Genomic DNA, 25,233 nt, shown 5'->3' on the forward strand with positions numbered 1-25,233 from the left:
CCGTCACCCGTTAGCGCTTGAGGTTCATCAGGTCCTGCAGGATCTCGTCCGACGAGGTGATCACCTTCGAGTTCGCCTGGAAACCGCGCTGGGCGATGATCAGGTTGGTGAACTCCTGCGAGAGGTCCACGTTGGACATCTCCAGCGCGCCGGACACGACGGTGCCGGTGCCGTTGTCGCCCGCGCCGCCGATCTGGACCGGGCCGGAGTTGACGGTGGCCCGGTAGAACGAGCCGCCCGCCTTGTCCAGGCCGCCGGGGTTGGCGAAGTTCGCCATGGCGATCTGGCCGACCGTGCGCGGCGTGCCGTTGGCCAGCACGCCCACGATCGTGCCGTCGCCGGAGACGCTGAAGCTGGTGTAGGTGCCCTTGTCGACGGTCAGGCCCGCCACCGGCTGGTTCTTGTCGACCACGCCCGCGCCGTTGGCCATCCAGCCCTGCAGGATGCCGCCCGCCGGGGTGGTGAGCTGGCCCGCCGCGTCGAACGACAGGGCGCCCGCGCGGGTGTACAGCTGCTGGCCCGAGGAGTTGACGACGAAGAACCCGTCGCCCTGGATGAGCATGTCCGTGTTGCGGCCGGTGCTCTGCGTGGTGCCCTGGTTGAAGTTCGTGTTGATGCCCGCGGTCCGCACGCCCAGACCCACCTGGGCCGGGTTCGTCGCGGCGGTGTTGGCGCCCGCGGCCTGGGCGGCGCGCAGGGTCTGGCTGAGCGTGTCCTCGAACACCGTCTGCGAGGACTTGAAGCCCGTCGTGTTGACGTTCGAGATGTTGTTGCCGGTCACGTCCATCATCTGCTGGTGGGCGCGGAGACCGCTGATGCCGCTGAACAGCGAACGGAGCATGTGCTTGTTCTCCCTGTGGAGTGGAGTGAGGGTGCTACTGGTCTGATCGGCAGGCAGGCGCTAGGCCTGCGCGCTCGTTCCGGTGATGGAGGAGAGCGGCACGTCGACGGCGCCGACGCGCAGCGTGGGCGCGGAGCCGAAGGTCGTCGAGGAGACGATGCCGCTCGCCCGGTCACCGCTCGCGGTGGTGTAGGTGACCTCTCGGCCCACCAGCCCCGCCGCCTGTGCGCTCAGCTGCGAGGCGACCAGCTGCGTCTGCTGCTGCGCGATCGAGTTGAGCTTGTCCACCGAGGTCAGCTGCGCGGTCTGCGCCATGAACGCGGTGGAGTCCGTGGGGTTGCTCGGGTCCTGGTACTTGAGCTGGGCGACGAGGAGCTTGAGGAACGCGTCCCCGCCGAGCGAGCCCAGCGCGGAGCCCGCGCTCGTCTGGTTGGGGGTGGTGGCCTGCGTCGACCCGGCGCCGCCGATGGGGCTGGTCATGGTCTCTCCGTGGGGGCGGGCGCGCGGATCAGGCGCGCAGGTCCAGCGATCCGGTGGCGCGCGTGGTCGCCCCGGTCGCGGTGGTCTGGGTGGTGCTGCCGAACGCGGTGACCGCGCCCATCGCCGGGCGCGGGCCGAAGCCGCGCTCGGCCGGGGACTGCCACGACCCGCGCTGCTGGCCGCCGCCGTCCTGGCCGCCGGTGAAGGAGGTCGCGCCGAACCCGGCGCGCTCCATCTCCCGGCGCAGGTCGGGCAGCGCCGCGCGCAGCGCGTCCCGCCCGGTCTCGGTGGCCCCGCTCAGGGTCAGCTGGATCTGGTCGCCGTTGACCTGCGCGGTCACCGCGATCGGACCCAGGTCCAGCGGGTGCAGGTGCACGGTCAGCTCGTGCACGCCGTTGCGCCCGCGCAGCGGGGCGAGCGCCGCCGCCAGCTGGGAGCTGGGCGGCAGCTGCGGGACCGGCTGCGGCGCGGCCGGGGCCTGCGCGGGCGCCGGTGCGGCCACCTGGGGGGTGGGCGCGGTCGGGGCCTGCGCGGCCAGCGAGGCGTGGCCTGCGGCGGCGACGCCGTCCAGCCCCACCTCGGCGGACGCCCGCTCCTCCACCGCCGCGCCCGTGCGGGCGAGGCCCTGGGGGGTGGGCTGCGCGGCGGCCTGGACCGCCGTCACCTGGGCCGTCACCTGCGAGGTGACCGCCGCGGCTGCGGTCGCGGGCGCGGCCTGCGCGCCCGCGTCGACCCGGGCGGTCACCGCGAGGTCGGCCTTCAGCGCCGCCTCGGCGACGTGCTCGGCCACCGGCTTGCCGTGGACGCGCGGCCCGCCGAACAGCTTCGGCTCACCGCTCACCTGAGCGCCGGTCTCGTCGTCTACCCGGGTGACACCCGAAGGGGCGACACCGGTCGGCTCGGCCACCGCCGCGAGCTGCGCGGCCACCTGGGCGGTGACCTGCGCGCCCGCCTGGGCGGGGACGCCGGAGGGCTGCCCCGGCGCGGCGGGCGGGAGGACCGCCGCACCGGGGTCCTGCCCGGCCGGGACCCGGCCGGTGGCGGCGGCCTGCGCGGCGAGCCGCGCGGCGACCCTGGCGTCCACCGCCGCGTCGACCTCGCCCTGCGCCGTGAGCAGCGCCACCGCCTCGACCAGCCCCGCCGAGGGGGAGGACGGGGCGGGCGCGGCCTGCTGGCCGGGAACGGTCGGCGCGTCCGGGGACGGTGCGGCGGGGGACTCCGCACCGGACCCGGCCTGCCCCGCAGGGCCGACCGCGACCTGCGCGGACAGCTCGGCGGAGACCTGCGCGCCCGCGCCGGACGACAGCTGCGCCGCCGCCCGCGCGGAAACCTGAGCGGCCTGGGCCGCGACCGCCGACACCACCTGCGCGGCGCCCGCGCCCGCCTGACCGGCGACCTGGGCGGTCAGCTCGGCCTGGCCCGCGGCCCGCGCCGACGCCGCGAGGTCGGCCTGCGCCGACACCTGCGCCGACACCTGGACACCGCCCGCGGACAGCCCGGCCCCGGCCTGCGCCGCGAGCTGCGCGGCGGCCTGCGCCTGCGCGGCCACCTGGCCGATCGCCCGCGCCGCCGACAGCCCGAACCCGACCCCGACCTGCGCGGCCTGGTCCGACCCCGCGCCCGCGTCCGCGCCGACCTCGGCCGACGCCGCCGCCGACGCCTGGGCCGCCGCCTGCGGCTGCACGCCCAGCGCGCCGAGCAGCGCGGCCAGCGCCGCGGCCTCGGCGCGGGCACCGGCCCTCGCCTCGTCCGCGTCCTCGGCCCGGTCGGCCACCCGCGCGCCTGCGGCGGCCTTGGCCCCCGCCGACTGCCTGGCGCCCGCCCTGCTGTCCGCCCTGGTGTCCGCCCTGGTGTCCGCGGCCCGGTCCGCGCCCGCCTTCCCGGCGGGCTGCTGGTCGTCCTCGTCCCGCGCCGCGCGCCCGGTCGACGCGCCGACGGCCTGCGCGAGCACGCCGTCGAACCCCTGCCCCGCCCTGCCCTTCGGCCGGGCCTCCGACGCGGACGCCGCCGGGGAGGCGGACGCCGCGCCCTGCACGGTCACGTTCACTCAGGCACCGCCGTTCAGCCTGGCCATCGCGGCCTGGACCTTGGGGACGTAGTTCTGGGTCTCCGCGTACGGCGGGATGCCGCCGTACTTCTGCACCGCGCCCGAGCCCGCGTTGTACGCGGCGATGGCCAGCGGCAGCGAGCCGTTGAAGGTCTTGAGGTTGCCCGACAGCAGCCGGGCCGCGCCGTCGATGGCCTGCATCGGGTCGAGCGCGTTCACGCCCAGCCCGGCGGCGGTCGCGGGCATGATCTGCATCAGGCCCTGCGCGCCCGCGCTGCTCACCGCGGTCGGGTTGTAGTTGGACTCCACCGACGCCACCGCCGACAGCAGGCCCTGCGGCAGGCCGTACTTGGCCGTCGCCGCCGCGAACGCGCTCTCGTAGGTCGCGGCCCCGCCGGACAGCGCCGCGGGCCGGGCCACCGACCCGCTCGCCGACACCGCCGCGCTCGCCTCCGGCACGATCCGGCGGATCGAGGTCGGCGTCTCCCAGATCTTCTGCTCGCGCACCTGCGCGCCGGGCTCGGGGGCGTGGATCATCTTGCCGTCGCCGGTGTAGATGCCGATGTGGTAGGCCGGGTCGCCGAACGTGATCAGGTCACCGGGCTTGGCCTGGTCCAGGCTCGGCACGGCGGTGCCCTGCTGAGCCTGGTCCTCGGCCACGCGGGGCAGGGTGATGCCCAGGTTCTTGTAGACCAGCTGCACCAGGCCCGAGCAGTCCAGGCCCTTCGACGGGTCGGTGCCGCCCCACACGTACGGCACGCCCAGGTACTGCTTGGCGTTCTCCACGACCTGGCTGCCGGACACCCCGCCCGACGCCGACGCCCCGGAGGTCGCCGAGGTCCCGGACAGGGCGCTGGTCAGCGCCGACGCGAACTCCGTCCCCGAGGTTGCGGCGGGCTCGGCCGCCCTGGGGACCAACCCGACGATCATCCGGTTGATCTCCTGCATCCGCACGCCGATGCCCGCGATGCCCGCGCTCACTCCTGGCCACCCCCGGTGCGCCCGCCCCACAGGTCGTCCACGACCCGCTGGGCCGCCGCCAGCTCGTCCTTGCGGGCCTGGTCGGCCGCGCGCTCCGTCAACTTCTCCACCGTCCGCCGCCGCGTCGCCGCCTCGCGCAGCACGTCCTGCCTGCCCGTCGCGGCGTCCTCGGCCTCGCGCCGCGCCTGCTCGGCGGCGCCCAGCGCCTGCGCCATGGCCCGGCCCGCGGCGACCGACGCGAGGTACGCGGTCGGGTCACCGCCCTCGGGGCCGCTCCAGCCGTCCAGCTGCTCCTCGCGGCGCGCCACCCCGGCGCTCGCCTGCGCGACCGCCGCGTTCGCCCTGGCCACGTCGCCGCGCGCCATGTCCTCCTGCGCGCGCCTGGCGCGCAGCACGGCCGCCAACCTCGATCCCACGCTCATCCCCGCATACCCCCGTGCAGCAGTTCCCGCAGCTCCTCCCAGGACGACTCCGCGCTGGTGCGCGCGTGGATGTCCTGGGTGAGCAGGCCGTTGATGCGCGACTCCAGCGCCATGGCGCGGTCCGCGTCCAGGTTCGTGCCGCCGACGTAGGCGCCGATCTCCACCAGCTCCCGCACGTCCCGGCGGGCCGCCAGCAGCCTGCGCAGCTGCGCCGCGTCGGCGCGCTGCTCGGGCGTGGTCACCGCGCCGGTCACCCGCGACACCGACTCCAGCACGTCGATGCTGGGGAAGTGCCCCGAGGTGGCGAGCCTGCGGTCCAGCACCACGTGGCCGTCCAGGATGGACCGGGCGGTGTCGGCGATCGGCTCGTTGTGGTCGTCGCCCTCCACCAGCACCGTGTACAGGCCGGTGATGCTGCCGCGCTCGGCCGGTCCGGCCCGCTCCAGCAGGGTCGGCATCAGCGCGAACACCGACGGCGGGAAGCCCCGCGTCGCTGGCGGCTCGCCCGCGGACAGGCCCACCTCGCGCTGCGCCATCGCGATGCGGGTGAGGCTGTCCATCATCAGCAGCGCGTTCGCGCCCCGGTCCCGGTACCACTCGGCGATGCGGGTGGCCACGAACCCCGCGCGCAGCCGCACCATCGGCGGCTGGTCGGAGGTCGCCACGACCACGACCGAGCGGGCCAGGCCCTCGGAGCCCAGGTCGTTCTCGATGAACTCGCGCACCTCGCGACCGCGCTCGCCGATCAGGGCGACCACGGTGATCTCCGCCTCGGTGCCGCGCGTGATCATCGACAGCAGGCTCGACTTGCCGACGCCCGAGCCCGCGAAGATCCCGATGCGCTGGCCCTGCCCGCACGGCACCATCGTGTCCAGCGCGCGCACGCCCAGCTGCAGCGGCTTGTCGATCAGCTGGCGCTGCAGGGCCGACGGCGGGGTCATGTCGACCGTCACCGACTCCAGCCCGACCAGCGGCGGCCCGCCGTCCATCGGCCGCCCCAGCCCGTCCAGCACCCGGCCGCGCAGCTGCTCGCCCACGGCGATCTGCAGCGGCCGGTTCGTGCTCACGACCTCGGCGCCGAGGCCGATGCCGCCCAGCGCGCCCAGCGGCAGGCAGGTGACCCTGCCCGCGCCCAGCGCCACCACCTCGGCCAGCACTTCCTGACCGCCGGACCCGATCCGCACCAGGTCGCCGATGCGGGCGCTGATGCCCGCCACCATCACCGACAACCCCACCACACCGGTCACCCGGCCGATGACCTGCGGCTTCGCCGCGGCCAGGGCAGGTGCGAAACGCTCGTCCAGCAGTCCGGTCACAGTCCCAGCTCCTCGCGCACCCGGCGGAGCGCCGTCTCCAGACGGGCGTCCACCGTCGTCTCGTCGGTTTCTGCGATGGCCGCTCCGGGGGTCAACCCCGGATCGGCCACCAGAACCACCGTGCGTCCGTGCTCGGTGAACTCGGTGCCGTTCTCGTCGGCCAGGAGGGCGTGGTCATGAGGGTGCAGCCGAACCCTCACCGGAACGTGTGGTGGCGCCAGCGCCAACGCCCTGGTCAGCGCGTCCCGGCCCCCCTGCTCGCCGCCGATCTCGCGGCCGACGAGCGCCTCGGCCAGGTCCACCGCCGCCGACACCAGCGCGCCGGTCATCTCGGTGGCCTGCACCACGTCCCGCGAGCGCAGCGACTCGGCCGCCAGGCTCACCGCGCCGATCGCCCGCCGCACCTCGGCCTCCTGGTGCGCCAGGAGCCGCCGCAGCTGCTCCTCGGCGTGCGCCCTGGCCTCCGCGGTGGCCGCGCGGGCCTCCCGCATCCCCTGGGCCCAGCCGATGGCGTACCCCTCGGCCCTGGCCTCCGACCGCAGCGCCGTCAGCGCCTCCGCCGGGCTCTTGGCCGCCGTGACCACGTTCAGCTCGAACGCCGTCACCCCGGACGCCACCGCGTCCCCCTGCCGCAGCACCGACACCTGGGTCGGGCCCTCAGTCGACGTACTCGTCATCCTCGTTGCTCCGTCGCAGCACGATCTGGCCGGACTCCTCCAACTGGCGGATGACCCGGATGATCTTGGCCTGGGCCTCTTCCACGGTGCGCAGGCGCACCGAGCCGAGGACCTCGATCTCGTCGGACAGGTTCTCGGCCGCGCGCTCGGACAGGTTGCGCACGATCTTCTGGTTGACCTCGTTGCTGACGCCCTTGAGCGCCGTGGCCAGGTCGTTCGGCTCGATCTGCCGCAGCACCAGCTGCATCGACCGGTCGTCGATCCCGACGATGTCCTCGAACATGAACATCTGGCTGCGGATGAACTCCGCCAGCTCCGGGGACCGCTTGGTCAGGCCCTCCAGGATGGAGCGCTCCGTCGCCCGGTCCGAGCGGTTGATGATGTTCACCAGCGGCTCGACGCCACCCACCGTGGACAGGTCCGACGGCTGGAGCAGCGACGAGAACCGGCGCTGGAGCAGCGACTCGACCTTGCGGATCACCTCGGGGGAGGTCTGCTCCATCGTGGCGATCCGGTGCGCGACCTCGGCCTGCTTCTCCGGCGCCAGACCCGCCAGCACCTGCGACGCCTGCCCGGAGGGCACGTGCGCCAGCACCAGCGCGATGGTCTGCGGGTGCTCGTCCTGCAGGAACGAGAGCACCTGCCGGGGGTCGGCCCGCTGCAGGAAGCTGAACGGCACGTCCAGCAGCAGCGCGCCGATCCGGTGCACGATCTCGTCCGCGCGGTCGTAGCCCAGCGTGCTGACCAGCAGGTCCCGCGCGTAGTCCATGCCGCCGTGCGCGACGTACTTGCGCGCGGTGGCCATCTCGTAGAACTCGTCGGTGACCGACTGGGTGGCCTCGTGGCTGACCGAGTCGAGCCGGACGATCTCGCTGGAGAGCTGCTCGACCTCGTTCTCCTGGAGCAGCGACAAGACCTTCGTGGAGTTGGCCTTGCCGAGGCGGAGCAGCAGCACGGCCGCCTTGCGCAGGCCGGTCATGTTGTCGTGCGGCGCCATGTCATCCCTTCACGGCGAGCCAGCCGCGCAGCAGTCGCGCGACCTCCTCGGGCTGTTCGTCGACGAGCGACTGGATCTCGTCCATCCGCTTCTCCTGCTCGGCGACCACCAGCGGGTCGACCTCGGGGCGCTTGGGGCCGCTCAGCTGCGGGCGGTCGTTGCCCGCGACCAGCGCCTGCTTCTCGGCGATGGCCGCCTCGATCTCGCTGGTCCTGGTGCGCTCCAGCTGGGCCTTGAGCTCGTCGAGCTTGGCCAGCTCGGCCTCGGCCGCCGCGACGGCGCGCTTGCGCCTGCGCCGGGTGGCGATCATGGTCATGACCAGCAGCGCCAGCACGCCCAGGCCCGCGACCCCGGTCTTGATCGTGTTCATCAGCTCGTCCTGCTGCGCCTGCGCCTGCTGGGCGGCGGCAGCGGCCTCGCCCTGCTGCGCGGCGCTGGTGTCGAACGGCATGGAGCTGACCGCCAGCGTGTCCCCGCGCGCGGTGTCCAGCGCCACGGCCGAGGAGGCGATCTTCTCCACCTCGGCCATGTCCACGGCGCCCGCCGTCTTCTGGTCCAGCAGCACCGCCACGCCCAGCTTGCGCACCTTGCCGGGAGCCGACTGGCGGGTCTCGATGACCGAGTTCACCGCGTTGTTCTTCGTCGACTTCTCCTGGTTGTACGTGCCGTTCCCCGAGCCGCCGGTGCCGTTCGTGGTGTTGCCCTCCAGCCCGTTCAGGGTGCCGTTCGTGGAGCCGAGCACCCCGCCCGCCGCGTTCTGCCCGCCGTCGCCGGTGTAGCTCTCCGTCGTGGACGACTCGGACAGCGGCGCGGTGCCGTCACCGCTGGTGTAGGTCTGGCTCTTGGTCTCGGTCTGGTCGTAGTCCAGGTCCGCGGTCACCTGCACCACCGCGTGGTCCTGGCCGACGACCTGCGAGAGCATCTGCTGCAGCGAGGTGCTCAGCCGCTGCTCGAACGCCTTGGTCTGGTCGTCCCGGTCCCCGTTCGCCGAGGCCGACGCGCCGTCCGCGCCGCCGGTGGACAGCACCTTGCCGTCGGTGCCCGCCACGGTGACGCCGTCCGCGCTCATGCCCTCGACGCTGGAGGACACCAGGTGCGTGATGGTCTGCACCTGGGCCTGCGAGAGCGACTTGCCCGCGCCGGTCCCCACCAGCACGGCCGCCGTCGGCTTCGAGTCGCTGTCGGCGAACACGTCCTTCTGCGGGATCGCCAGGTGCACGCTCGCCGAGGTCACCCCGTCGATCGCCTTGATCGTGCTCGACAGCTCGCCCTCCATGGCGCGCTGGTAGCCGACCTGCTGCATGAACTCCGAGGTGGTGACGCCCTGCTGGTCCAGCAGCGCGTAGCCGGTGTCCGACTGCGACGGCAGGTTCGCCGCGCTCATCTTCAACCGCATCGGGTACACCTGGTCCTGCGGCACCATGATCGTCTGACCGCCGTCGGTCAGCTCGTAGGTCACCCCGGCGGCCGTGAGCTGGTCGACGATCGCGCTGGCGTCCTTCGAGGCCAGGCTCGTGTAGAGGGGGGCGTACGTCGGCTTGGAGGCCCAGAGGAAGTAGAACGCGATGGCGCCGACCACGGCCAGCACCGTCGCCCCCGCCACGACCTTCTGGCCCGCCGTGAACGCCTTGAAACCGGAGAGCACGCCCTGGGCGCTCGCCTTGATCCGGTCCAGGTTCATGCCTGCAACCTCATGATCTCGTTGAAGGCCTCGACGGCCTTGTTGCGGATCGCGACGGTCATCTGCACCCGCAGGCCGGCCTCAGTGCTGGCCGCCAGGTAGTCGTGGACGTCGTTGAGCGTCCCGGTCGCGGCCTGCACGGCCAGCGAGTCCGACTTGGCCTGGGCCTGCTGGATGCCGTCGAGCACCCCGGAGAACAGCGACCCGCTCGCGGAGCCGGCAGCCGTCGCCGGGTCCGCGCCGGTCGCCGAGATGGGCGCGACGACCGCGGGGGGAGTGGGGGAGCCGCCGATCGCGGCGATCGGGGCGGTCACGCGCCACGACCCAGCTGCAGCGCCGCCTCGTAGGCCGTCTTGGCCCGGTCGACCACCGCGAGGTTCGCCTGGTAGCCGCGCTGGGCCATGATCAGGTGGCCCATCTGCTCGCCCAGGTCGATGTCCGGGTAGCGGACGTTGCCGTTGGCGTCGGCCAGCGGGTTCGTGGGCTCGTAGACGATCTTGCCCTCGGCGTCGCCGGAGAGCACCTCGCCCACGACCACGCCGCCGTCCTCGCCCCGCGAGCGGGCCACGACGTAGCGGGCCTGGAACGCGGGACCGGCGGTGGAGGTGGCGTTGTTGACGTTCGCGATGTTGTCCGCGACCGCGTCCAGCCACTTGCGGTGCACCGAGACCCCGGTCTCGGCGATGCCGATGCTGTCGAAGAGGGCCATCTCAGACCGCCTTCAGGACGGCCGAGAAACCGCTGTACTTGTTGTCCAGCGCCCGGAGCATCAGCTGGTAGCGGAGGTTGGTGTCCGTGGCGGAGACCGTCTCCTCGTCGATGTTGACGTTGTTGCCGTCCTGGCGGGCGGCGTTGACGCTGTCGCTGATGACCGGCCTGGTCCCGCGGACCGCGGCGGAGCCCTCACCGGACCGCACCGCCTCGCCCAGCGACTCCTCGAAGTTGACCTTGCTGGCGATGAACCCTGGCGTCTGGACGTTGGCGATGTTGTTCGCGGACACTCGCTGGCGCATCGCCAGACCGGTCAACGCGGCACGCACGCTCGTCGTCGCGAGGTCGTCGAACACGGCTCGTGCTCCCTATGCCGTAGCTGGAGGGTGCCGATCCGTGGCGGTGGAGATGCGAGCAATCCGTGCTCTAGTTTCTGTGATCGGCGGGTGAGGGCCGACCGTGAACTTTTCCGGGAGAAATTCCGCAGGTCACAGCGCGTTCACAGGTATTAATTCGAAAGGGTGAACGTGTCGGGTGGAAAGCACCTGACGGGTGATTCCCCGGAAGCCGTCGAGCACAAGTCAACCGGGGCGCGGTTGCCGCGCGATCGCCGGACAGGTGCTCTTCGGTTGCGCGAAAAGGGCCCCTGAAAAGCCCGCAGGCGGCCGAAATCCGCCTCGGCGCCCCAGGGGCCCGAGAGGCGTCCTGGATGCCTGAGAAGCCCCTGGAGTGCCTCAAGGGCCCCCGGAACGGCCGAAAGCCCCCGTCAGCGGGCGAGGAGGCCGCTGACGGGGGCTTATCGGGTCTGCGCGGTCGCAGGACGGCTCCGCTCCCGCGCAGGGTTTTCGCATAGGCGGCCGGGGTGCCGCCGTAGCGAAGTCTTCGTCTCTCGCACCGTCTCACCGCGCAGGCCCGCTCCCGGTGTCACCCGGTCGTGGGGCTCACAGCGCGCAGTCCACGTACGCCGGCCGGGGGGCGCCCATGCTGCCGCTCTCGACCCGGTCCAGCACCGCGGCGTGGCGGGCGGTCCCGCTCAGCGCCCGCGCCATCTTCGAGGCCACCACCAGCTGCCGGTTCAGGACCTCGTCGGCCCTGGGCCGCAGCTCGATCGGCAGCGGCCCCAGCCCCTCCGGGGGGCTCCACGGGGTCGCCGGGGGGAGCTCGCGCATCCTGCGCTCGTCCCTCAGCAGCGCCTCCGCCTCCGCGACGTCCTCCTCCAGCCGGTCCAGCGCCGCGCTCCATGCGACGAGCCAGCCGGAGGGGTCGCGGCCGGTCATCCGGCGCGCGCCGCGTCCGGGGCGGGGATGCCGTGCACCGCCTCGCGCCAGGCGTCCCGCAGCGGTTCGACCACCACGAGGCACGCCTGCACCTTGTCGGGGTCCTGGCCGGTGTTGGCCCGGATCAGCTCGGAGATCAGGAAGCTGTACAGGTCGGACAGCTGACCGCTGCCCTCCCACACCCCCTGCTGGAGCGAGCCGCGCAGTTCGAGCAGGATGTCCTGCGCGTGCACGACCAGCTCGGAGGCCCCGGCCCGGTCGCCCGCCCGCATCGCGGTGGCGCCGCGCCCGAGGTCCAGGCACAACCGGTCGTACAGCATGACGAGCAGGTGCCCTGGTGAAGCGGTGCTCACCGAGTCGTCCAGGTACCTGTCCCGCAGGGACGTGTTCCGCATCTCACCCTCAGCTCGACAGGCCAGCCAACTGGCCCGAGAGCCAGGAAGCCTGCTGGTTCAACTTGCTCATGGACGTTTCCAGCGTGGAGTAGTACTTCTGCAGCGAGACCTTCTTGGACGCCAGCTTCGTGTCCCACTCGGAGATCGCCGTGTTCAGCCTGCGCAGGGTGGTGTCCCCGCCCTGCACGGCGACCGTCAGCGAGCCCGTGGTCGAGTTCGAGGTGTCCTCGCCGATCTTCTTGTACGGCTTGACCAGCCCGTCCGTGACGGCCGTGCGCACCTTCTCCGGGTCGGCCTCGAAGGCCGCGACGAACTTGGCCTTGTCGAACGTCAGCTGCCCGTTGGTGCCGAGCGCGACGCCGAAGGCGCTCATCGTGCCGAAGGAGGTGCCGCCGCCGGAGACCGTGGTCAGCAGGCTGCTGCGGATGCCGCGCGCGAGGGTGTCCCCGTTCAGCGGGCCCGCGGTCTTGCTGGCCGCGTCGTACGTGTCGTAGCCCTTGGCCGTGCTGATCGCGGAGTTGACCGCGTTGACCAGCGCTGCGACCTTGTCGCCGATGCCGGAGCTGTCCACGGTGCTGGTGACGGTGACGTCGTTCTGCACCTTCGTGGCCCGCACGGTCACGCCCGGCAGCACCGAGGTGAAGTTGTTGTCCGCGCTGGTGAGCTTGTACCCGGTGGTGGCCGGGTCGCCGACGGTGATCGTCGCGTCGCTGCCCTGGGACAGCACGGTCGGGTCGTTGGCCATGCCCGCGACGGTGAACGCCTGCTCGGCGCCCGTCTTGGCGGAGGAGAACTGCACCCGCTGGCCGGTCGTGGTCGTGATGACCGTGGCCCGGACGCCGAGCCCGGCCTTGTTGACCGCCTCGGCGACACCCGCCGCAGTGTCGTCGGTGACGTCCACGTGCGTGGTCTTGCCGCCGACCGTGAGCTCCAGGCCGGAGCCCTTGGTCGCGCCGCCGGACTCGGGCACCTGCGCCGTGGCGACGTGCGCCTTGGCCAGCGAGGTGATGCTGAAGGTGATGCTGCCCGCGACCGCCGAGTTGCCGGTGGCCGTGGCCACCGCGGCGTCGCTGGAGCTGGAGGCCTTGAGGGCCTGCCACGTGGAGTCGCCGCTCAGCGCCTCCGCGGCGCTCTTGACCGCGAGCATCCGGGCGTTGAGCGCCTGGTAGGCGGTCTGCACCTTCTGCTGCGCGCTGACCTGGCTCTGCAACCGGGTCTTGGGCGCCGCCTCGATCTGCATCAGCTGCGAGATGATCGAGGTGGTGTCCAGACCGGTGACGAGTCCGTCTACAGCGGCCATGGGAAGTCAGGTCCTTCCTCGGGCTCGGGGGCCCGGCACTACCGGTTTCCCGGTGGTGGGGCGGGCCGGGGAAGTCCGGGGGAGGGGAGGCGGACCTCGGAGGGGGCAGATCGGGGAGATGCCCCCTCCGAGGTCCGGTCTATCACCTCAGGAGCTGCAGGACGTTCTGCGGCGCCTGGTTGGCCTGCGCGAGCATGGCGGTGCCAGCCTGCGACAGGATCTGCGACCGGGTGAACTTGACCATCTCCTGCGCCATGTCCGTGTCGGTGATGTTCGACTTGGACGCGGACAGGTTCTCCACCTGGACGTTGATGTTGTTGATGGTGTGCTCGAACCGGTTCTGGTACGCACCGAGCTGGGCCCGCGCGGTCGACAGCCCCTTGATGGCGCTGTCGATCGAGTCGATCGCGGACTGGGCGTTGGCGGTGGTGTCCACCTTGACGGCGGTGCCCACGCCGAGGCCCGCGGAGTCGAAGCCGGTCGCGCCCGCGGTGCCGTTGGTGCCGGCACCGGTCAGGCCCGAGGTACCCGTGAGGGTGACCGCGGTCGCGCCGTTGGTCTTCGACTCGATCTTCAGCTCACCGCCGTCCTTGCTGGCGGTGAAGCCGGCCGAGAAGGTGCCGTCAGCGTTCAGCTGGGAGACCACGGCGTCCAGGTCAGCCGGCGTGGCCAGCGTGACCGTGGCGGTCGTGGCGCCCTGCGTCGCGGTGATCGTCTTGGTGTCGAGGTTGGCGGAGGTGTAGTTACCGCCCGACACGGTGTAGCTCGACTTGGTGCCGCCGGAGCTGCCGAAGACCGTGGCGTCCAGGTTGACCTGGATCTGGTCGTCGGCGGTGTTGTTGGCGCCGACCTGGAAGGTACCGGTGTAAGCGGTGCCCGCCGTGTCCAGCAGCTTCTGACCACCGAAGGAGGTGGTCTTGGCGATGCGGTCGAGCTCCTTCTGCAGCTGGCCGAACTCGGTCTGCGCGGCGGCACGCGCGTTCGTGTCCTGGGACCCACCGTTCGAGGCCTGGACAGCGAGGTCACGCATGCGCTGCAGGATCTCAGCCGACTCGTTCAGGGCGCCGTCCGCGGTCTGGACGACGTTGACGCCGTCCTGCGCGTTGCGCGCAGCGACCTTCAGGCCACCGATCTGAGAGGTGAGGCCCTGGCTGATGGACAGACCCGCCGCGTCGTCCGCCGCCCGGTTGATCCGCAGGCCGGACGACAGCTTCTCCAGGCTGCCGGCCATCTGCTTGTCGTTCACCGAGAGGTTGCGGTAGGCGTTCATCGCCGCGATGTTGGAGTTGATGCGAAGACTCATTGTGATTTCCTCCGTGAATCGAGTCCCTTGCGGGCCTTCCGTGGCCCGGCAAACATGCAATCGGCCCGGCCTGGGTCCGTATGAGGTTTTGGTGGAACTTTCTTTCGGATCAGGCCTTGCCGGGTCTGAACCTGCTGGTGGTGCCGTGGTGCGCCCCGCGTGAACGGGGTCCTGCGACCCGCGTGAACGGGCTCCTGCTGCCCGCCTGGGCGGGCGTCGCCCTTCGAGGGGAAGGGCGGGCTCTGGGGGACGCCCGCGCTGGAACCGGCCCCAGGGGGGCGTTCGCGGCGCGGAGGGCGTCTGAACCGGGGAGTCCTCACCCGGTGGAACCGTTTGCCACCAAAGAGAGCGCTTCAACGGGCGTCGTCGACACCGGGAGTGTCCCCAGTGGACGTCTGCGCCGGAAGGGCGTCCCAACGGGTGTCACCACTGCGGGCGACGACCGGGGGCAGACGGGAAAAGCGCTGTGCGGCAGGAGAAAAGAGGAGCAATGCCGGGCGCCGATGCCTGGCGGCCTTGCGCACGGGCCCAGGCGGGCCCGGCCTTCGTGGAGAGCGCCTGGATCAGGCGGTCTTCGCGATGACCGGGACGCCCAGCGAGCTGGTGTGGCTCAGCCTGCTGCGCATGGTGCCCTGCGCGGCGACCGACGCGTAGTAAGCGGCCTTGCGGCGCGCGGCGCACCCGTCGGGGCGGGCGGGCTCGGGCAGGCGCTCCGGGTCCAGCTGCGAGTTCAGGCCGTCGCGCAGCAGCGCGATCGCCTCGGCGCGCAGCTGCGACACGCGGGACTCGTGCACGCCCAGCTCCTCCGCGATCTCGGCCATCGGCCGCTCCTCGAAGAAGTAGCCGCGCACCACGGTGCGCAGGCGGTCCGGCAGCGCGTCGATCGCCGAGTGCAGGTAGCCGATGCGCTCGCGGCCGAGCAGGGTCTCCTCCGGGCCGGGCTGCCGCTCGGGCACGACCTCCTCCAGCACGCCGCCGGTGAAGCCCTGCAGGCTCAGCAGCGCCGAGCGCTGGACGTCGTCCTGGACGGCGGTGACCTCGCGGGTCTCCACCTCCATCAGCTCGGCGATCTCGGCGGTGGTGGGGGTGCGGCCGTGCTTGGAGACGAACTCGTCCTGGACGGCGTTCATCTTGCGGGCCTTCACGCGGACCGAGCGGCTCGCCCAGTCCTGGCCGCGCAGCTCGTCCATCAGGGCGCCGCGGACGCGGACCACCGCGAAGGCGGCGAAGGGGGCGCCGCGCGAGTCGTCGAAGCTCTTGGCCGCGGCGACCAGCGCCAGGTTCCCGGCCGACATGAGCTCCTCGCGGCGGACGTGGACCGGCACCCGCGCCAGGACCTCGCGGACCAGGTGGCCCACCAGCGGGAGGTGCTTGACGATGAGCTCCTCGGCCTCCGCGGCGGTGCGAACCGACTTGACCGCCTGCGTCGCCTGCTCCTGAACCATCATGTCCACTCCCGAGGTCCTCGTCCGGGAGCCGTCTGTTCCCGGTGGTCCGGGAGCCGTCGTCCCGGTGACAGGGAGAAGATTCCGGCGCTCGGGTGAGCAGCCCGGTTGTTGCTTCGGTTGCCTATCGGTTGCGGATTTTTCGAGTCACAGGGGCAAAAACCTCAGGTGCCCGAGCGCCCTGCCGTTGCCGGGTGCAAGACCTGCTGACGGACCAGGTCAGGGACGAGGACTAGAGATGGGCCTGTCGGAGACATCCACGATTCTCTGGCGGCAGCGAGAGCTGCTGACCATGCTGCTGTACAAGCTGGAGGTGGAGAGCCTGGTGCTCGCCGCCGGTCGCACGAGGTGGCTCGGGGCTGCCACCCGCGAGGCCGAGCTGGTCCTGGAGCAGGTCCAGCGCACCGAGCTGCTGCGCACCATCGAGACCGACGAGCTGGCCGCTGAACTGGGGGTGCGGCCCGGCGCGAGTCTCGCCGAACTGGCCGACGCGGTCCCGGACAGCTGGCGGGAGGTGTTCACCGAGCACCGCAAGGGGCTCGTCGCCATCGCGGCCGAGATCGACGCCATCACGCGCTCCAACAAGGAGCAGCTCACGGCGGGCCAGCGCGCGGTCAACGAGGCGCTGCGCTTCGCGGGCGGCGCCAGCGGCCTCTACCGCGCCGACGGCTCCACCGCCTCCGGCGTGCCGATGTCCCGACTCGTGGACGAGGCGGTCTGAGCATGAGCAGCACCTTCTCGGGGATCACCAGCGCCCTCGGCGGGATGCAGGCCGCCAGGCGCGGCCTTGAGGTCGCGGGCCAGAACATCGCGAACGCCCGCACCGAGGGCTACTCGCGCCAGCGGGTGGAGACCGCCGCGGTCGGGGGAACCGCGAACGCGGCCTTCTACGCCACCCCGCCCGCCACGGCGGGCAGCGTCGAGGTCACCGGCGTCACCCGCATGGCTGACGCCTTCCTGGAGGCTCGTGGACGCACCGAGCACTCCAAGCAGGCCTACCTGGACGGTCGCGAGGAAATCCTCTCCACGACCGAGGGACTGTTCGACGAGCCGAGCGACAACGGCCTGCAGGCCCAGCTGACCGGCATGTGGAAGTCCTGGACCGACACCGCCGACAACCCCGGCGACAGCGCGGTCCGCAACCAGCTCGTCGTCTCCTCCGGCGTGGTCGCCGACCGGCTCAACAACCTGGCGCAGACCCTCGGTGGCGAGTACACCGACACCAGGGGCAGGCTGGACAGCACCCTCAGCGAGATCAACACCGGCGCCCGCAGGCTCGCCGACCTCAACACCGCGGTCGTCCAGGCCAAGCAGCACGGCCTGCCCGCCAACGAGCTGCTGGACCAGCGCGACCAGCTCGCGCTGCGCCTGGTCGAGCTGACCGGCGGCACCACCTCCACCGGCGCGGACGGCTCGCTGGACGTGCAGCTGGGCGGGGTCTCCCTGGTCTCCGGCTCCACCGCCCGCTCGCTGACCCTCACCGGCTCGGCCACGCTCACCGGCGCCGCGGGCGACCCGGCCACCGTGCGCTGGAGCGACGACGCCAGCGCCGCCCCGCTCACCGGCGGTTCCGGCGGCGCGCTGCTGGAGGGCCTGACCACGATCATGCCCGACTACCTGGCCCAGCTGGACCAGGTCGCCTCCAAGCTCGCCACCGGCGTCAACCAGCTGCACCGGGCCGGGTTCACCCCGACCGGCGCCGCGGGCGGCGACTTCTTCAGCGGCACCACCGCCGCCACCATCAAGGTCGCCCTCACCGGCGGCGACCAGGTCGCCACCTCGTCGAGCGCCACCCGCGCCCTCGACGGCAGCAACGCCGACGCGATCTCCGCGCTGGCCCGCTCGGCCACCGGCCCGGACGCCGCCTACCGGCAGACCGTCGTGAAGATCGGCATGGCGGTCCAGACCGCCGCGAGCCGCTCCGCGACCCAGGCCTCCATCACCGCGCAGGTCGACGCCGCCCGCCAGTCCTCCGCGGGCGTCAACCTGGACGAGGAGCTCACCTCGATGCTGACCTACCAGCGCAGCTACGAGGCCGCCGCGCGCGTCATGAGCGCCGTCGACTCGATGCTGGACACCCTCATCAACCGGACCGGGAGGTAGTCCCCGGTGAACATCTCCCGCGTGACCGAGCGCTCCATGTCGACGGGCATCCTGTCGAGCCTGCAGCGCAACCAGAACAAGATGGACCAGCTCCGCGAGGCCATCTCCAGCGGCAGGCAGCTCACCAAGCCCTCCGACGGCCCCACCGACACCGTCTCGGCGATGCAGCTGCGCACCGAGATCGCCGAGCGCGGCGCGTACTCGCGCAGCGCCGTCGACGGCCAGGCCCGCCTCGGCGCCGCCGAGACCGCGCTCTCCTCCACCAGCGACCTGCTGCTGCGGGCCCGCGACCTGGTGCTCCAGGGCAAGTCCGCGCAGAGCCAGGACTCCCGCGAGGCCATCGCGGCCGAGATCGACGCCATCCGCACGTCGATGATCGGCCTGGCCAACACCACCTACCTCGACCGCCCGGTCTTCGGCGGCACCACGGCCGGTGGCCAGGCCTTCGCCTCGGACGGCAGCTACCTCGGCGACGACGGCCAGGTCATGCGCCGCATCGCCAACGGCACCCAGGTGCGCGTCGACGTCCCCGCCGACACCTTCGGCACGGGCAGCAACCAGGTCTTCAAGGTCCTGGAGTCGATCGCGGGCAACATGCGGAGCAACCCGGCCGGGTTGTCCGCCGATCTCGATCGGTTGGATTCCGGGATCAAGACGGTCAACACGGCCGTCACCGGCATCGGCACCCGATACGGTCAGCTGTCGGCGGCGGACGACGCGGGGCAGGCCCAAGTCGTGACGCTGTCGGCCAGGCTGTCCCAGATCGAGGACGTGGACGTGGCAGCCGCGGTCGTGGAGCTCCAGACCCAGACGGTCGCCTACGAGGCGTCCCTCGCCGCGACCGCGCGCATCGTGCAGCCCTCGCTCCTGGACTTCCTGCGATGACCGCCGTCCTGGAGAGGGGAGCGAGGACCACGAGCACCACAGTGGACGAACAGCTGCCGACCATCGAGTTCGTCACGCCGCTTCCAGGGTTCCCGCACCACCGGACCTTCGTGCTGGTGTCGCTGCACGAGGAGGGGCTGCTCTACGCCCTGCGCTCGGCGGACGACCCCGGTCTCAGGTTCCTGGTCGTCCCGCCCGCCCCGTTCTTCCCGGACTACGCGCCGGTCGTGGGCGAGGAGGCGCTGGACCAGCTGGGCACCCGCGAGGCGGACAACCTGCTGCCGCTGCTGGTGGTCACCGCGGGTGACAAGGCGGCCGGTGCGACGGCGAACCTGCTGGCGCCGATCGTGGTCGACCAGCGGAGCAGGCGTGCGGTCCAGGTCGTCCAGGCGGATGATCTGCCCACGCGCGCACCGCTGGCGCGTGACGTGCCGGCCCCCAACGCGGGAGGAAGACCGCAGAATGCTAGTGCTGACGCGACGGGCGGGGGAGAGCTTGCGGATCGGTGACGACGTCACCGTGACCGTGCTCGACGTCCAGGGCAACGTCGTGCGGGTGGGCATCCAGGCCCCCCGCTCGGTGGCGGTGCACCGGGACGAGCTGTACCGGGCGCTGCGCATCGCCAACGAGCAGGCCGCCCTCAAGCCGGGGGCGCCGGAACCGGACCTGGACCAGCTCCTCGGCTCGCCACCACCTCCTCCGCCGGAGGGCGGGGCGGGCTGACCTCCCGACCGGGAGGAGCGGCTCCACCGGAGCGACGACGACGCTGGACGAGGGGCCGCCGTGACCCAACGGCGGCCCTTCGCCGTACCCGCGCCCCCTCGCGCGCCCACCCCGCGCCGCCGCCGCTCTCCCCTCCTTCCCCGCTCTCCTCTCCTCCCGCTCTCCGGTCGTGCTCCGGGTCTCACCCGAAACCCCTGGGGCGCAACCGATCGCGAACGCAACAGCACCTGGTGAGTCCACAATGTCCATTCGTGGACAACTGAATTACCACCAAGGTGGCACTTGATACGCAACGTTCTTAAGCTTTCCCACGAAGGAGTGAAAAAAAGCCTGTAACTCACTCAAGTAGGTGAGATCGCTTCCGTACTCCTCGCTCGTAGAGCACGTGGCGCAGGAGGCGCGCGTGCGACCTCTCTGAGTGAGGAGTTCCCGTGAGCGCATCTCACCGGGAGTGGGCCGACCGGGCTTCCCGCCCGGCGCCGGGCACGGACGCCCGGTCCACCAGGTGGCGCAAGCGCGCCACCGCGTCCGCCATCGCCGTCGTCACCGGGGTGGGCCTGCTCGCCTCCGCGGGCGCGGCGGGCGCCGCCGACGCCGAGGGCGAGATCCGCGCCGTCCCCGGCGCGAAGGTCGTCAGCAACCGCTACCTGGTCGTCCTCAAGGACAGCCCCGAGGCGTCCTGGTCGGTCGGCAGCAAGCTGGTCACCCGCTTCGGCGGACGTGTGCGCGTCACCTGGTCCGACGCGCTGCAGGGCTTCTCGTTCGAGGGCACCGAGCGCCAGGCCAGGCGCCTGGCCGCCGACGCCCGCGTGTCCTTCGTCGAGCCGGTCACCGAGGTGACCACCAGCGGCACCCAGACCGGCGCCGCCTGGGGCCTTGACCGCCTCGACCAGCGCGCGCTGCCGCTGGACGGCAAGTACACCTACCCGAACACCGCCGCGAACGTGACCGCGTACGTCGTGGACACCGGCATCCGCACCAGCCACACCGACTTCGGCGGCCGGGCCACCATCGGCTACGACGCCGTGGGCGACGGCCGCAACGGCCAGGACTGCAACGGCCACGGCACGCACGTCGCGGGCACCATCGGCGGCACGACCTACGGCGTGGCCAAGCAGGTCAAGCTGGTCGGCGTGCGCGTGCTCAACTGCCAGGGCTCGGGCACCAGCGAGCAGGTCGTCAACGGCCTCAACTGGATCACCCGCAACGCGGTCAAGCCCGCCGTCGCGAACCTGAGCCTGTCCGGCGGCGTCAACTCCGCCATCGACCAGGCCGTCCGCGCCTCCGTCGCCTCCGGCGTCACCTACGTGGTGGCCGCGGGCAACGGCGACGCCCAGGGCAACCCGAAGGACGCCTGCTCCGTCTCGCCCGCCAGGGTCGGCGAGGCCGTCGTGGTCGGCGCGACCGACCGCACCGACACCAAGGCGTCGTTCTCCAACTACGGCACCTGCGTGGACGTCTTCGCGCCCGGCGTGTCCATCGTGTCCGACACCGCCTCCGGCGACACCTCCACCGCCAGCTACAGCGGCACCTCGATGGCGGCCCCGCACGTCGCGGGCGTCGCGGCCCTGCTGCTGTCGGCCACCCCGTCGCTGTCCCCGGCCCAGGTCGAGTCCAAGATCGTCTCCTCGGCCACGCCGAACGCGGTCAAGAACCCGATGACCGGCTCGCCGAACCGCCTGCTGTTCGCCCCGCAGGCCACCACGACCACCCCGCCGCCCACCACGACCACGCCCACCACCCCGCCGGTGACCACCACCCCGACCACCCCGTCGGCGAAGGTCTTCACCAACGGCGCGGACGTGGTCATCCCGCAGAGCCGGTCGGTGGCCAGCGCCATCACCGTCTCGGGCCTGACGGGCAGCGCGCCGTCCGCCCTGTCCGTCACCGTGGCGATCAAGCACCCCAGCCGCGGCGACCTGCAGATCGACCTGCTCGGCCCGTCCGGCCGCGCGTACCGCCTGGCGAACCTCAACTCCAACGACACCGCGGCGAACCTGAACACCACCTACAAGGTCGACGCCTCCGGTGAGGCCGCCTCCGGCTCGTGGCGGCTCCGGATCCTCGACGTCCTGCGCCCGGCTTCCACCGGAACGCTCGACTCCTGGTCGCTGACCTTCTGACCACCGAAGCGGCAGCCGCGCCCCCACACCGGGGGCGCGGCTTCCGCCGCACCAGCCCGGAGAGCGGCAGCCATGATCCAGAACGCGGTGGTCCAGACCGACCTCGCCTCGCTGCGCACCTGCGTGGACCTGTCCCCGGACCCGGCCGCGGTCGTGCGCCTGACCGGTGACGTGGTGCTGGTCAACCCCCGGATGCTCGCGGTCTTCGGCTACGCCGAGGACCAGGTCATCGGCCGCAGCGCCACCGACTTCGCCCCCGAGGCCACGCGCGAGCTCCTGCGCTGGCAGCGGGGCGACTTCGTGAGCCTGCTGCTGGCAGGTCAGATGCCGGAGACCATCCGCCTGCACGCCCGCCGCAGCAACGGCGCCACGTTCCAGGTGGAGGTGAGCGCCTGCGTCGTCGTGGCCGACGGCGAGCTGATGGCCCTGCTGACCGTGCGCGACATCGAGCAGCGGCTCAGCGAACTGGAGGACCAGGAGCGCAAGCGCGCCGCCATCGACGACCGCGCCCTGGCCCGCCGCAACCAGGCCGAGCGCCTGGAGAGCCTGGGCCAGCTCGCGGGCGGCGTGGCTCACGACTTCAACAACCTGCTCGGCGTCATGCTCAACTACACGACGTTCGTGGAAGAGGAGCTGGCCGAGGCCGCCGAGGGCGACGGCGAGCACTGGACCCCCGTTCTCGAGGACCTCATCCAGGTCCGCAGGGCCGTGGAACGAGCCGCCCAGCTGACCAGGCAACTCCTCGTCTTCGGCCGCCGCGAGGTGGTCAGGGCCCGCCCGTTCAACGTCAACTGCGTCGTGGCGGGCGTGGAGCCCATGCTCCGCCGCACCATAGGCGAGCACATCGCCCTGGACATCGAACTGGACCACGAGGTCAAACGCGCTTTCGCCGACCCCGGCCAGATCGAGAACGTCCTCCTCAACCTCGTCATCAACGCCCGCGACGCGATGCCCGGCGGCGGCAGCCTCACCGTCGACACCGGCATGATCGAGCTGGACCCGGTCACCGTCGCCCAGCGCCCCCAGCTCAAGCCGGGCGAGTACGTCCGCCTGCGCGTCAGCGACACCGGCGAGGGCATCACCGACGACGTCCTCGAACGCATCTTCGAGCCCTTCTTCACCACCAAGCCCAAGGGCGAGGGCACCGGCCTGGGCCTGGCCACCGTCTACGGCATCGTCCAGCAGGCGGGCGGCGACGTGCAGCTCTACTCGCAGCCCGGCCTGGGCACCACCGCCTCCGTCCTGCTGCCGGTCACCGAGGCCGAGTCCCCCGAGGAGGACGACGGCCCCGAGCTCCTCCGGGACGGCGGCGAGGGCGGCACCATCCTCCTCGTGGAGGACCAGGTGGCCCTCCGCGAGGTCACCCGCAGACTGCTGGAGCGCAACGGCTACGACGTCATCACCGCCCCGAACGGCATGGCCGCCCTGCGCACAGCCCACGACCACGACGGCCACATCGACCTCGTCCTCACCGACGTGGTCATGCCGGGGATGCTCGGCAAGGAACTGGGCGAACGCGTCACCCTGGTCCGCCCCGGTGTCGCGGTCGTGTACATGTCCGGCTACGCCCAGCCGGTCCTGACCTCCCAGGGCACCCTGAACCCCGGTGTGGTCCTGGTGGAGAAGCCGTTCTCGGAGGCGGAGCTGATGTCGAAGGTCCACGCGGCGGTGGAGGGCCACCGCGCGCAAGTCCTGGCGGGCGACCCGAGATGACGACCCCCGCGGAGCTGGAGGGCGCCCCGGTCCTGGTGGTGGAGGACGACCCGGACATCCGGGAGGTCTACCGCAGGGTCCTGGTCAAACTGGGCTGCGAGGTCCGCCTGGCCGACAGCGCCGCCGCGGCCTTCGCCCTGGTGGAGGCAGGCTTCACCCCGAAGGTCGCCTACGTGGACCTGGGCCTGCCCGACCTGTGCGGCGGCGAGGTCATCGCCAGGCTCCGCACCATGGGCCTGGCCACGACCTGCGCTTTCGTGGTGGCCAGCGGCTCAGGCGACCACGCGGCAGTCCTGGCGGACGCGGACGCCGTGATGGCGAAGCCCTTCGGAGTGGCAGCCCTGCGCACCCTGACCAGAACCCTGGTGACACCTACCTGACCCCAGCTCCCCGCCCCGCGAGAGCCCCGACCACCAAAGGTGGCCGGGGCTCTCGCACACCCGCGACCAGACCAGCAGCAGCCCGACCGCCCGACCGCCTTGCAGCCCGACCGCCTCGCAGCCCGGCGACTTCACGGGTTGACCGCTTCGCGGGCTGCGGGGCGAGCGAAGCGAGCCCGCAGCACACCCACCCGCGTCCCTCTTTCCCGTTTGGCCTGGCGAAGCCCGAGCACGCTTGTCAAGACGCCGCCGCACCGCCACGGCAGACCGCCCGAGTCATACGGCGTCTTGACGAGCGTGCTTGCCTGAAAGGAGGCCACACGGGAAAGAGGGACCCGGACCACCGCAGGGGTACAACCGGACCACAAGACCAACGGTCACCGGCCGGCAGAGCCCGTCCCCCTCTTTTTTGGAGGTCTGCCTCGCCGGCGAGGCGTGCTTGTGGCTCTTCAGCTCTTGATCGTGCCCTTCAGCTCTTGCTCTTGCCCCTCACCTCTCGCCCCACCCACTCGACCGGATCCACGCCGCCAAGTCCTGCACACCCGGCTCGATCGCCCGCACCGCCCCAATATCCGCCGCCTCCCCGCCCCCCTCCCCGCCCCCCTCCGCGAACTGCCGGAACATCACCCTGTCCAGCTCGTTCCCCAGAACGCTCAACGGCAGCGCCTCGTACCGCGACGGCAACCCGGCACGCGCACCGAACGCGGCGGCCATCTGCGCCCCCGTCAACTCGTCACCAACAACCTCAACACCCCCACCGGCCACATCCACCGCACCAACCAGGATCGCCGCGGCGACCAACCCGATGTCCTTGACCGAAACCATCTTCAACGCGACGTCGTCCGGAAGCGGCAGCCTCAGCACGACAACCCCCTCCTCCACGCTCGGCGCCATCACGGTCGCGAAGTTCTCCATGAAGGCAGCCGGCCGAACCATCGTCGCCCTCACCCCGGACCGCTTGAGGTGCTCCTCGATCCGGTGCTTCGAGTCGTGGTGCGGCACCCCCGTCTCCCCGTCCGCCCCGAACACCGAGTTGAACACCACGTGCGGCACACGCGCCGCAACCGCCGCGTCAACCAGCACGGTGCCCACCCGCACCTCCTCCTCGACCTCCTCGAGGCTGTTCGCCTCAGGGGTCATGAAGTAGAACGCCTCAACCCCCTCCAACGCGGCGACCACCGACCCCGGCTCGTCGATCCGCACGCTCACCAGCTCAACCCCCCTGGCGCCCAGCGCCCGAGCCCGATCAGACCCGGCATCGCGAACCAGGGCCCGCACCCGCGCCCCCCGAGCCAGCAGCGCGTCAACCACCGCCCCGCCCTGCTGCCCAGTCCCCCCGAAGACCGCGATCGCGCCGTTCTCCCGCGTGACCATGTCGTCCCGCCACCCCTCGTCACCCCGTGCCACGAACCCCAACCGGTTCATGCCGTGAA

The 25,233-nt window shown here is 72.0% G+C and carries 26 protein-coding genes; 8 read left to right on the top strand and 18 right to left on the bottom strand.

Going from position 1 to position 25,233, the window contains the following annotated elements:
• Positions 1-10: 10 nt before the first annotated feature.
• From CNX65_RS11910 to CNX65_RS11990, 17 genes are all read right to left on the bottom strand, one after another.
• Positions 11-841, bottom strand: coding sequence for a flagellar hook-basal body protein (locus CNX65_RS11910; protein WP_096492842.1), 831 nt, complete (start codon positions 839-841; stop codon positions 11-13).
• A gap of 60 nt (positions 842-901) precedes the next feature.
• Complete coding sequence (locus tag CNX65_RS11915) at positions 902-1,321, bottom strand: flagellar hook assembly protein FlgD (RefSeq protein WP_096492843.1); 420 nt, start codon at positions 1,319-1,321, stop codon at positions 902-904.
• 28 nt (positions 1,322-1,349) lie between these two features.
• Positions 1,350-3,368, bottom strand: a complete 2,019-nt coding sequence (locus CNX65_RS11920; RefSeq protein ID WP_096492844.1) for a flagellar hook-length control protein FliK — start codon at positions 3,366-3,368, stop codon at positions 1,350-1,352.
• The gene (locus tag CNX65_RS11925; protein WP_096492845.1) at positions 3,369-4,349 is read right to left on the bottom strand and encodes a transglycosylase SLT domain-containing protein; all 981 of its coding nucleotides are present in this window, start codon (positions 4,347-4,349) and stop codon (positions 3,369-3,371) included.
• Positions 4,346-4,771, bottom strand: a complete 426-nt coding sequence (locus CNX65_RS11930; RefSeq protein ID WP_157767599.1) for a cell envelope biogenesis protein TolA — start codon at positions 4,769-4,771, stop codon at positions 4,346-4,348. Before CNX65_RS11930 ends, CNX65_RS11925 begins: the two co-directional genes overlap by 4 nt.
• Positions 4,768-6,087, bottom strand: a complete 1,320-nt coding sequence (locus CNX65_RS11935; protein ID WP_096492847.1) for a FliI/YscN family ATPase — start codon at positions 6,085-6,087, stop codon at positions 4,768-4,770. Before CNX65_RS11935 ends, CNX65_RS11930 begins: the two co-directional genes overlap by 4 nt.
• The gene (locus CNX65_RS11940; protein ID WP_157767600.1) at positions 6,084-6,764 is read right to left on the bottom strand and encodes a FliH/SctL family protein; all 681 of its coding nucleotides are present in this window, start codon (positions 6,762-6,764) and stop codon (positions 6,084-6,086) included. The genes CNX65_RS11935 and CNX65_RS11940 overlap by 4 nt, the downstream gene beginning before the upstream one ends.
• Complete coding sequence (fliG, locus tag CNX65_RS11945; RefSeq protein WP_096492849.1) at positions 6,745-7,761, bottom strand: flagellar motor switch protein FliG; 1,017 nt, start codon at positions 7,759-7,761, stop codon at positions 6,745-6,747. The genes CNX65_RS11940 and fliG overlap by 20 nt, the downstream gene beginning before the upstream one ends.
• 1 nt (position 7,762) lies before the next feature.
• Positions 7,763-9,442 carry a flagellar basal-body MS-ring/collar protein FliF gene (gene fliF / locus CNX65_RS11950; RefSeq protein WP_096492850.1) on the bottom strand — a complete coding sequence of 560 codons (1,680 nt, stop codon included), beginning with the start codon at positions 9,440-9,442 and terminating at the stop codon, positions 7,763-7,765.
• The gene (locus tag CNX65_RS11955) at positions 9,439-9,756 is read right to left on the bottom strand and encodes a flagellar hook-basal body complex protein FliE (RefSeq protein ID WP_096492851.1); all 318 of its coding nucleotides are present in this window, start codon (positions 9,754-9,756) and stop codon (positions 9,439-9,441) included. Before CNX65_RS11955 ends, fliF begins: the two co-directional genes overlap by 4 nt.
• Entirely contained in the window at positions 9,753-10,151 is a 399-nt protein-coding gene (locus CNX65_RS11960; protein WP_096492852.1) for a flagellar basal body rod protein FlgC, read from the bottom strand. Before CNX65_RS11960 ends, CNX65_RS11955 begins: the two co-directional genes overlap by 4 nt.
• Before the next feature lies 1 nt (position 10,152).
• Complete coding sequence (flgB, locus tag CNX65_RS11965) at positions 10,153-10,509, bottom strand: flagellar basal body rod protein FlgB (protein ID WP_096492853.1); 357 nt, start codon at positions 10,507-10,509, stop codon at positions 10,153-10,155.
• Positions 10,510-11,094: 585 nt separating this feature from the next.
• Entirely contained in the window at positions 11,095-11,430 is a 336-nt protein-coding gene (locus CNX65_RS11970) for a hypothetical protein (RefSeq protein WP_096492854.1), read from the bottom strand.
• Positions 11,427-11,825, bottom strand: coding sequence for a flagellar export chaperone FliS (gene fliS, locus CNX65_RS11975; RefSeq protein ID WP_096492855.1), 399 nt, complete (start codon positions 11,823-11,825; stop codon positions 11,427-11,429). Before fliS ends, CNX65_RS11970 begins: the two co-directional genes overlap by 4 nt.
• A 7-nt stretch (positions 11,826-11,832) precedes the next feature.
• On the bottom strand, positions 11,833-13,125 hold the full coding sequence (gene fliD, locus CNX65_RS11980) for a flagellar filament capping protein FliD (RefSeq protein WP_096492856.1): 1,293 nt from the start codon (positions 13,123-13,125) through the stop codon (positions 11,833-11,835).
• A gap of 142 nt (positions 13,126-13,267) precedes the next feature.
• The gene (locus CNX65_RS11985) at positions 13,268-14,428 is read right to left on the bottom strand and encodes a flagellin N-terminal helical domain-containing protein (protein ID WP_096492857.1); all 1,161 of its coding nucleotides are present in this window, start codon (positions 14,426-14,428) and stop codon (positions 13,268-13,270) included.
• A 563-nt stretch (positions 14,429-14,991) separates the two neighbouring features.
• Positions 14,992-15,876 carry a sigma-70 family RNA polymerase sigma factor gene (locus tag CNX65_RS11990; RefSeq protein ID WP_096497738.1) on the bottom strand — a complete coding sequence of 295 codons (885 nt, stop codon included), beginning with the start codon at positions 15,874-15,876 and terminating at the stop codon, positions 14,992-14,994.
• 235 nt (positions 15,877-16,111) lie between these two features.
• On the opposite strand from CNX65_RS11990, the gene flgN reads away from it, so the two are divergent.
• From flgN to CNX65_RS12030, 8 genes are all read left to right on the top strand, one after another.
• The gene (gene flgN, locus CNX65_RS11995; RefSeq protein ID WP_096492858.1) at positions 16,112-16,594 is read left to right on the top strand and encodes a flagellar export chaperone FlgN; all 483 of its coding nucleotides are present in this window, start codon (positions 16,112-16,114) and stop codon (positions 16,592-16,594) included.
• Positions 16,595-16,596: 2 nt separating this feature from the next.
• A complete protein-coding gene (gene flgK / locus CNX65_RS12000) occupies positions 16,597-17,976 on the top strand; it encodes a flagellar hook-associated protein FlgK (RefSeq protein WP_096492859.1) in 1,380 nt (459 codons plus the stop codon).
• Positions 17,977-17,982: 6 nt separating this feature from the next.
• The gene (locus CNX65_RS12005; RefSeq protein WP_096492860.1) at positions 17,983-18,861 is read left to right on the top strand and encodes a flagellin N-terminal helical domain-containing protein; all 879 of its coding nucleotides are present in this window, start codon (positions 17,983-17,985) and stop codon (positions 18,859-18,861) included.
• Positions 18,858-19,370, top strand: coding sequence for a flagellar assembly protein FliW (gene fliW, locus CNX65_RS12010; protein WP_096492861.1), 513 nt, complete (start codon positions 18,858-18,860; stop codon positions 19,368-19,370). The genes CNX65_RS12005 and fliW overlap by 4 nt, the downstream gene beginning before the upstream one ends.
• Positions 19,357-19,584 carry a carbon storage regulator gene (locus CNX65_RS38310; protein ID WP_425358862.1) on the top strand — a complete coding sequence of 76 codons (228 nt, stop codon included), beginning with the start codon at positions 19,357-19,359 and terminating at the stop codon, positions 19,582-19,584. Before fliW ends, CNX65_RS38310 begins: the two co-directional genes overlap by 14 nt.
• Before the next feature lie 431 nt (positions 19,585-20,015).
• A complete protein-coding gene (locus CNX65_RS12020) occupies positions 20,016-21,707 on the top strand; it encodes a S8 family serine peptidase (protein ID WP_096492862.1) in 1,692 nt (563 codons plus the stop codon).
• Between the two features lie 72 nt (positions 21,708-21,779).
• Positions 21,780-23,420, top strand: a complete 1,641-nt coding sequence (locus CNX65_RS12025; protein ID WP_096492863.1) for an ATP-binding protein — start codon at positions 21,780-21,782, stop codon at positions 23,418-23,420.
• The gene (locus CNX65_RS12030) at positions 23,417-23,800 is read left to right on the top strand and encodes a response regulator (protein WP_096492864.1); all 384 of its coding nucleotides are present in this window, start codon (positions 23,417-23,419) and stop codon (positions 23,798-23,800) included. The genes CNX65_RS12025 and CNX65_RS12030 overlap by 4 nt, the downstream gene beginning before the upstream one ends.
• A 489-nt stretch (positions 23,801-24,289) precedes the next feature.
• Here CNX65_RS12030 and CNX65_RS12035 read toward each other — a convergent pair whose 3' ends face one another.
• Positions 24,290-25,225, bottom strand: coding sequence for an NmrA/HSCARG family protein (locus tag CNX65_RS12035; RefSeq protein WP_332553115.1), 936 nt, complete (start codon positions 25,223-25,225; stop codon positions 24,290-24,292).
• Between the last annotated feature and the right edge of the window lie 8 nt (positions 25,226-25,233).

This window comes from Actinosynnema pretiosum, from assembly GCF_002354875.1.
Lineage (GTDB): Bacteria > Actinomycetota > Actinomycetes > Mycobacteriales > Pseudonocardiaceae > Actinosynnema > Actinosynnema auranticum.

Excerpts from the sequence above, each read along its gene's own strand:
- CNX65_RS12035 (WP_332553115.1), bottom strand. The coding sequence starts at position 25,225 with ATGAACCGGTTGGGGTTCGTGGCACGGGGTGACGAGGGGTGGCGGGAC.
- CNX65_RS11960 (WP_096492852.1), bottom strand. The coding sequence starts at position 10,151 with ATGGCCCTCTTCGACAGCATCGGCATCGCCGAGACCGGGGTCTCGGTG.
- CNX65_RS11930 (WP_157767599.1), bottom strand. The coding sequence starts at position 4,771 with ATGAGCGTGGGATCGAGGTTGGCGGCCGTGCTGCGCGCCAGGCGCGCG.
- fliS (WP_096492855.1), bottom strand. The coding sequence starts at position 11,825 with ATGCGGAACACGTCCCTGCGGGACAGGTACCTGGACGACTCGGTGAGC.
- CNX65_RS11990 (WP_096497738.1), bottom strand. The coding sequence starts at position 15,876 with ATGATGGTTCAGGAGCAGGCGACGCAGGCGGTCAAGTCGGTTCGCACC.
- CNX65_RS11915 (WP_096492843.1), bottom strand. The coding sequence starts at position 1,321 with ATGACCAGCCCCATCGGCGGCGCCGGGTCGACGCAGGCCACCACCCCC.
- flgN (WP_096492858.1), top strand. The coding sequence starts at position 16,112 with ATGGGCCTGTCGGAGACATCCACGATTCTCTGGCGGCAGCGAGAGCTG.
- CNX65_RS11910 (WP_096492842.1), bottom strand. The coding sequence starts at position 841 with ATGCTCCGTTCGCTGTTCAGCGGCATCAGCGGTCTCCGCGCCCACCAG.
- CNX65_RS12025 (WP_096492863.1), top strand. The coding sequence starts at position 21,780 with ATGATCCAGAACGCGGTGGTCCAGACCGACCTCGCCTCGCTGCGCACC.
- CNX65_RS11985 (WP_096492857.1), bottom strand. The coding sequence starts at position 14,428 with ATGAGTCTTCGCATCAACTCCAACATCGCGGCGATGAACGCCTACCGC.
- CNX65_RS12030 (WP_096492864.1), top strand. The coding sequence starts at position 23,417 with ATGACGACCCCCGCGGAGCTGGAGGGCGCCCCGGTCCTGGTGGTGGAG.
- flgK (WP_096492859.1), top strand. The coding sequence starts at position 16,597 with ATGAGCAGCACCTTCTCGGGGATCACCAGCGCCCTCGGCGGGATGCAG.
- fliD (WP_096492856.1), bottom strand. The coding sequence starts at position 13,125 with ATGGCCGCTGTAGACGGACTCGTCACCGGTCTGGACACCACCTCGATC.
- fliF (WP_096492850.1), bottom strand. The coding sequence starts at position 9,442 with ATGAACCTGGACCGGATCAAGGCGAGCGCCCAGGGCGTGCTCTCCGGT.
- fliG (WP_096492849.1), bottom strand. The coding sequence starts at position 7,761 with ATGGCGCCGCACGACAACATGACCGGCCTGCGCAAGGCGGCCGTGCTG.
- CNX65_RS11970 (WP_096492854.1), bottom strand. The coding sequence starts at position 11,430 with ATGACCGGCCGCGACCCCTCCGGCTGGCTCGTCGCATGGAGCGCGGCG.
- CNX65_RS11940 (WP_157767600.1), bottom strand. The coding sequence starts at position 6,764 with ATGACGAGTACGTCGACTGAGGGCCCGACCCAGGTGTCGGTGCTGCGG.
- fliW (WP_096492861.1), top strand. The coding sequence starts at position 18,858 with ATGACCGCCGTCCTGGAGAGGGGAGCGAGGACCACGAGCACCACAGTG.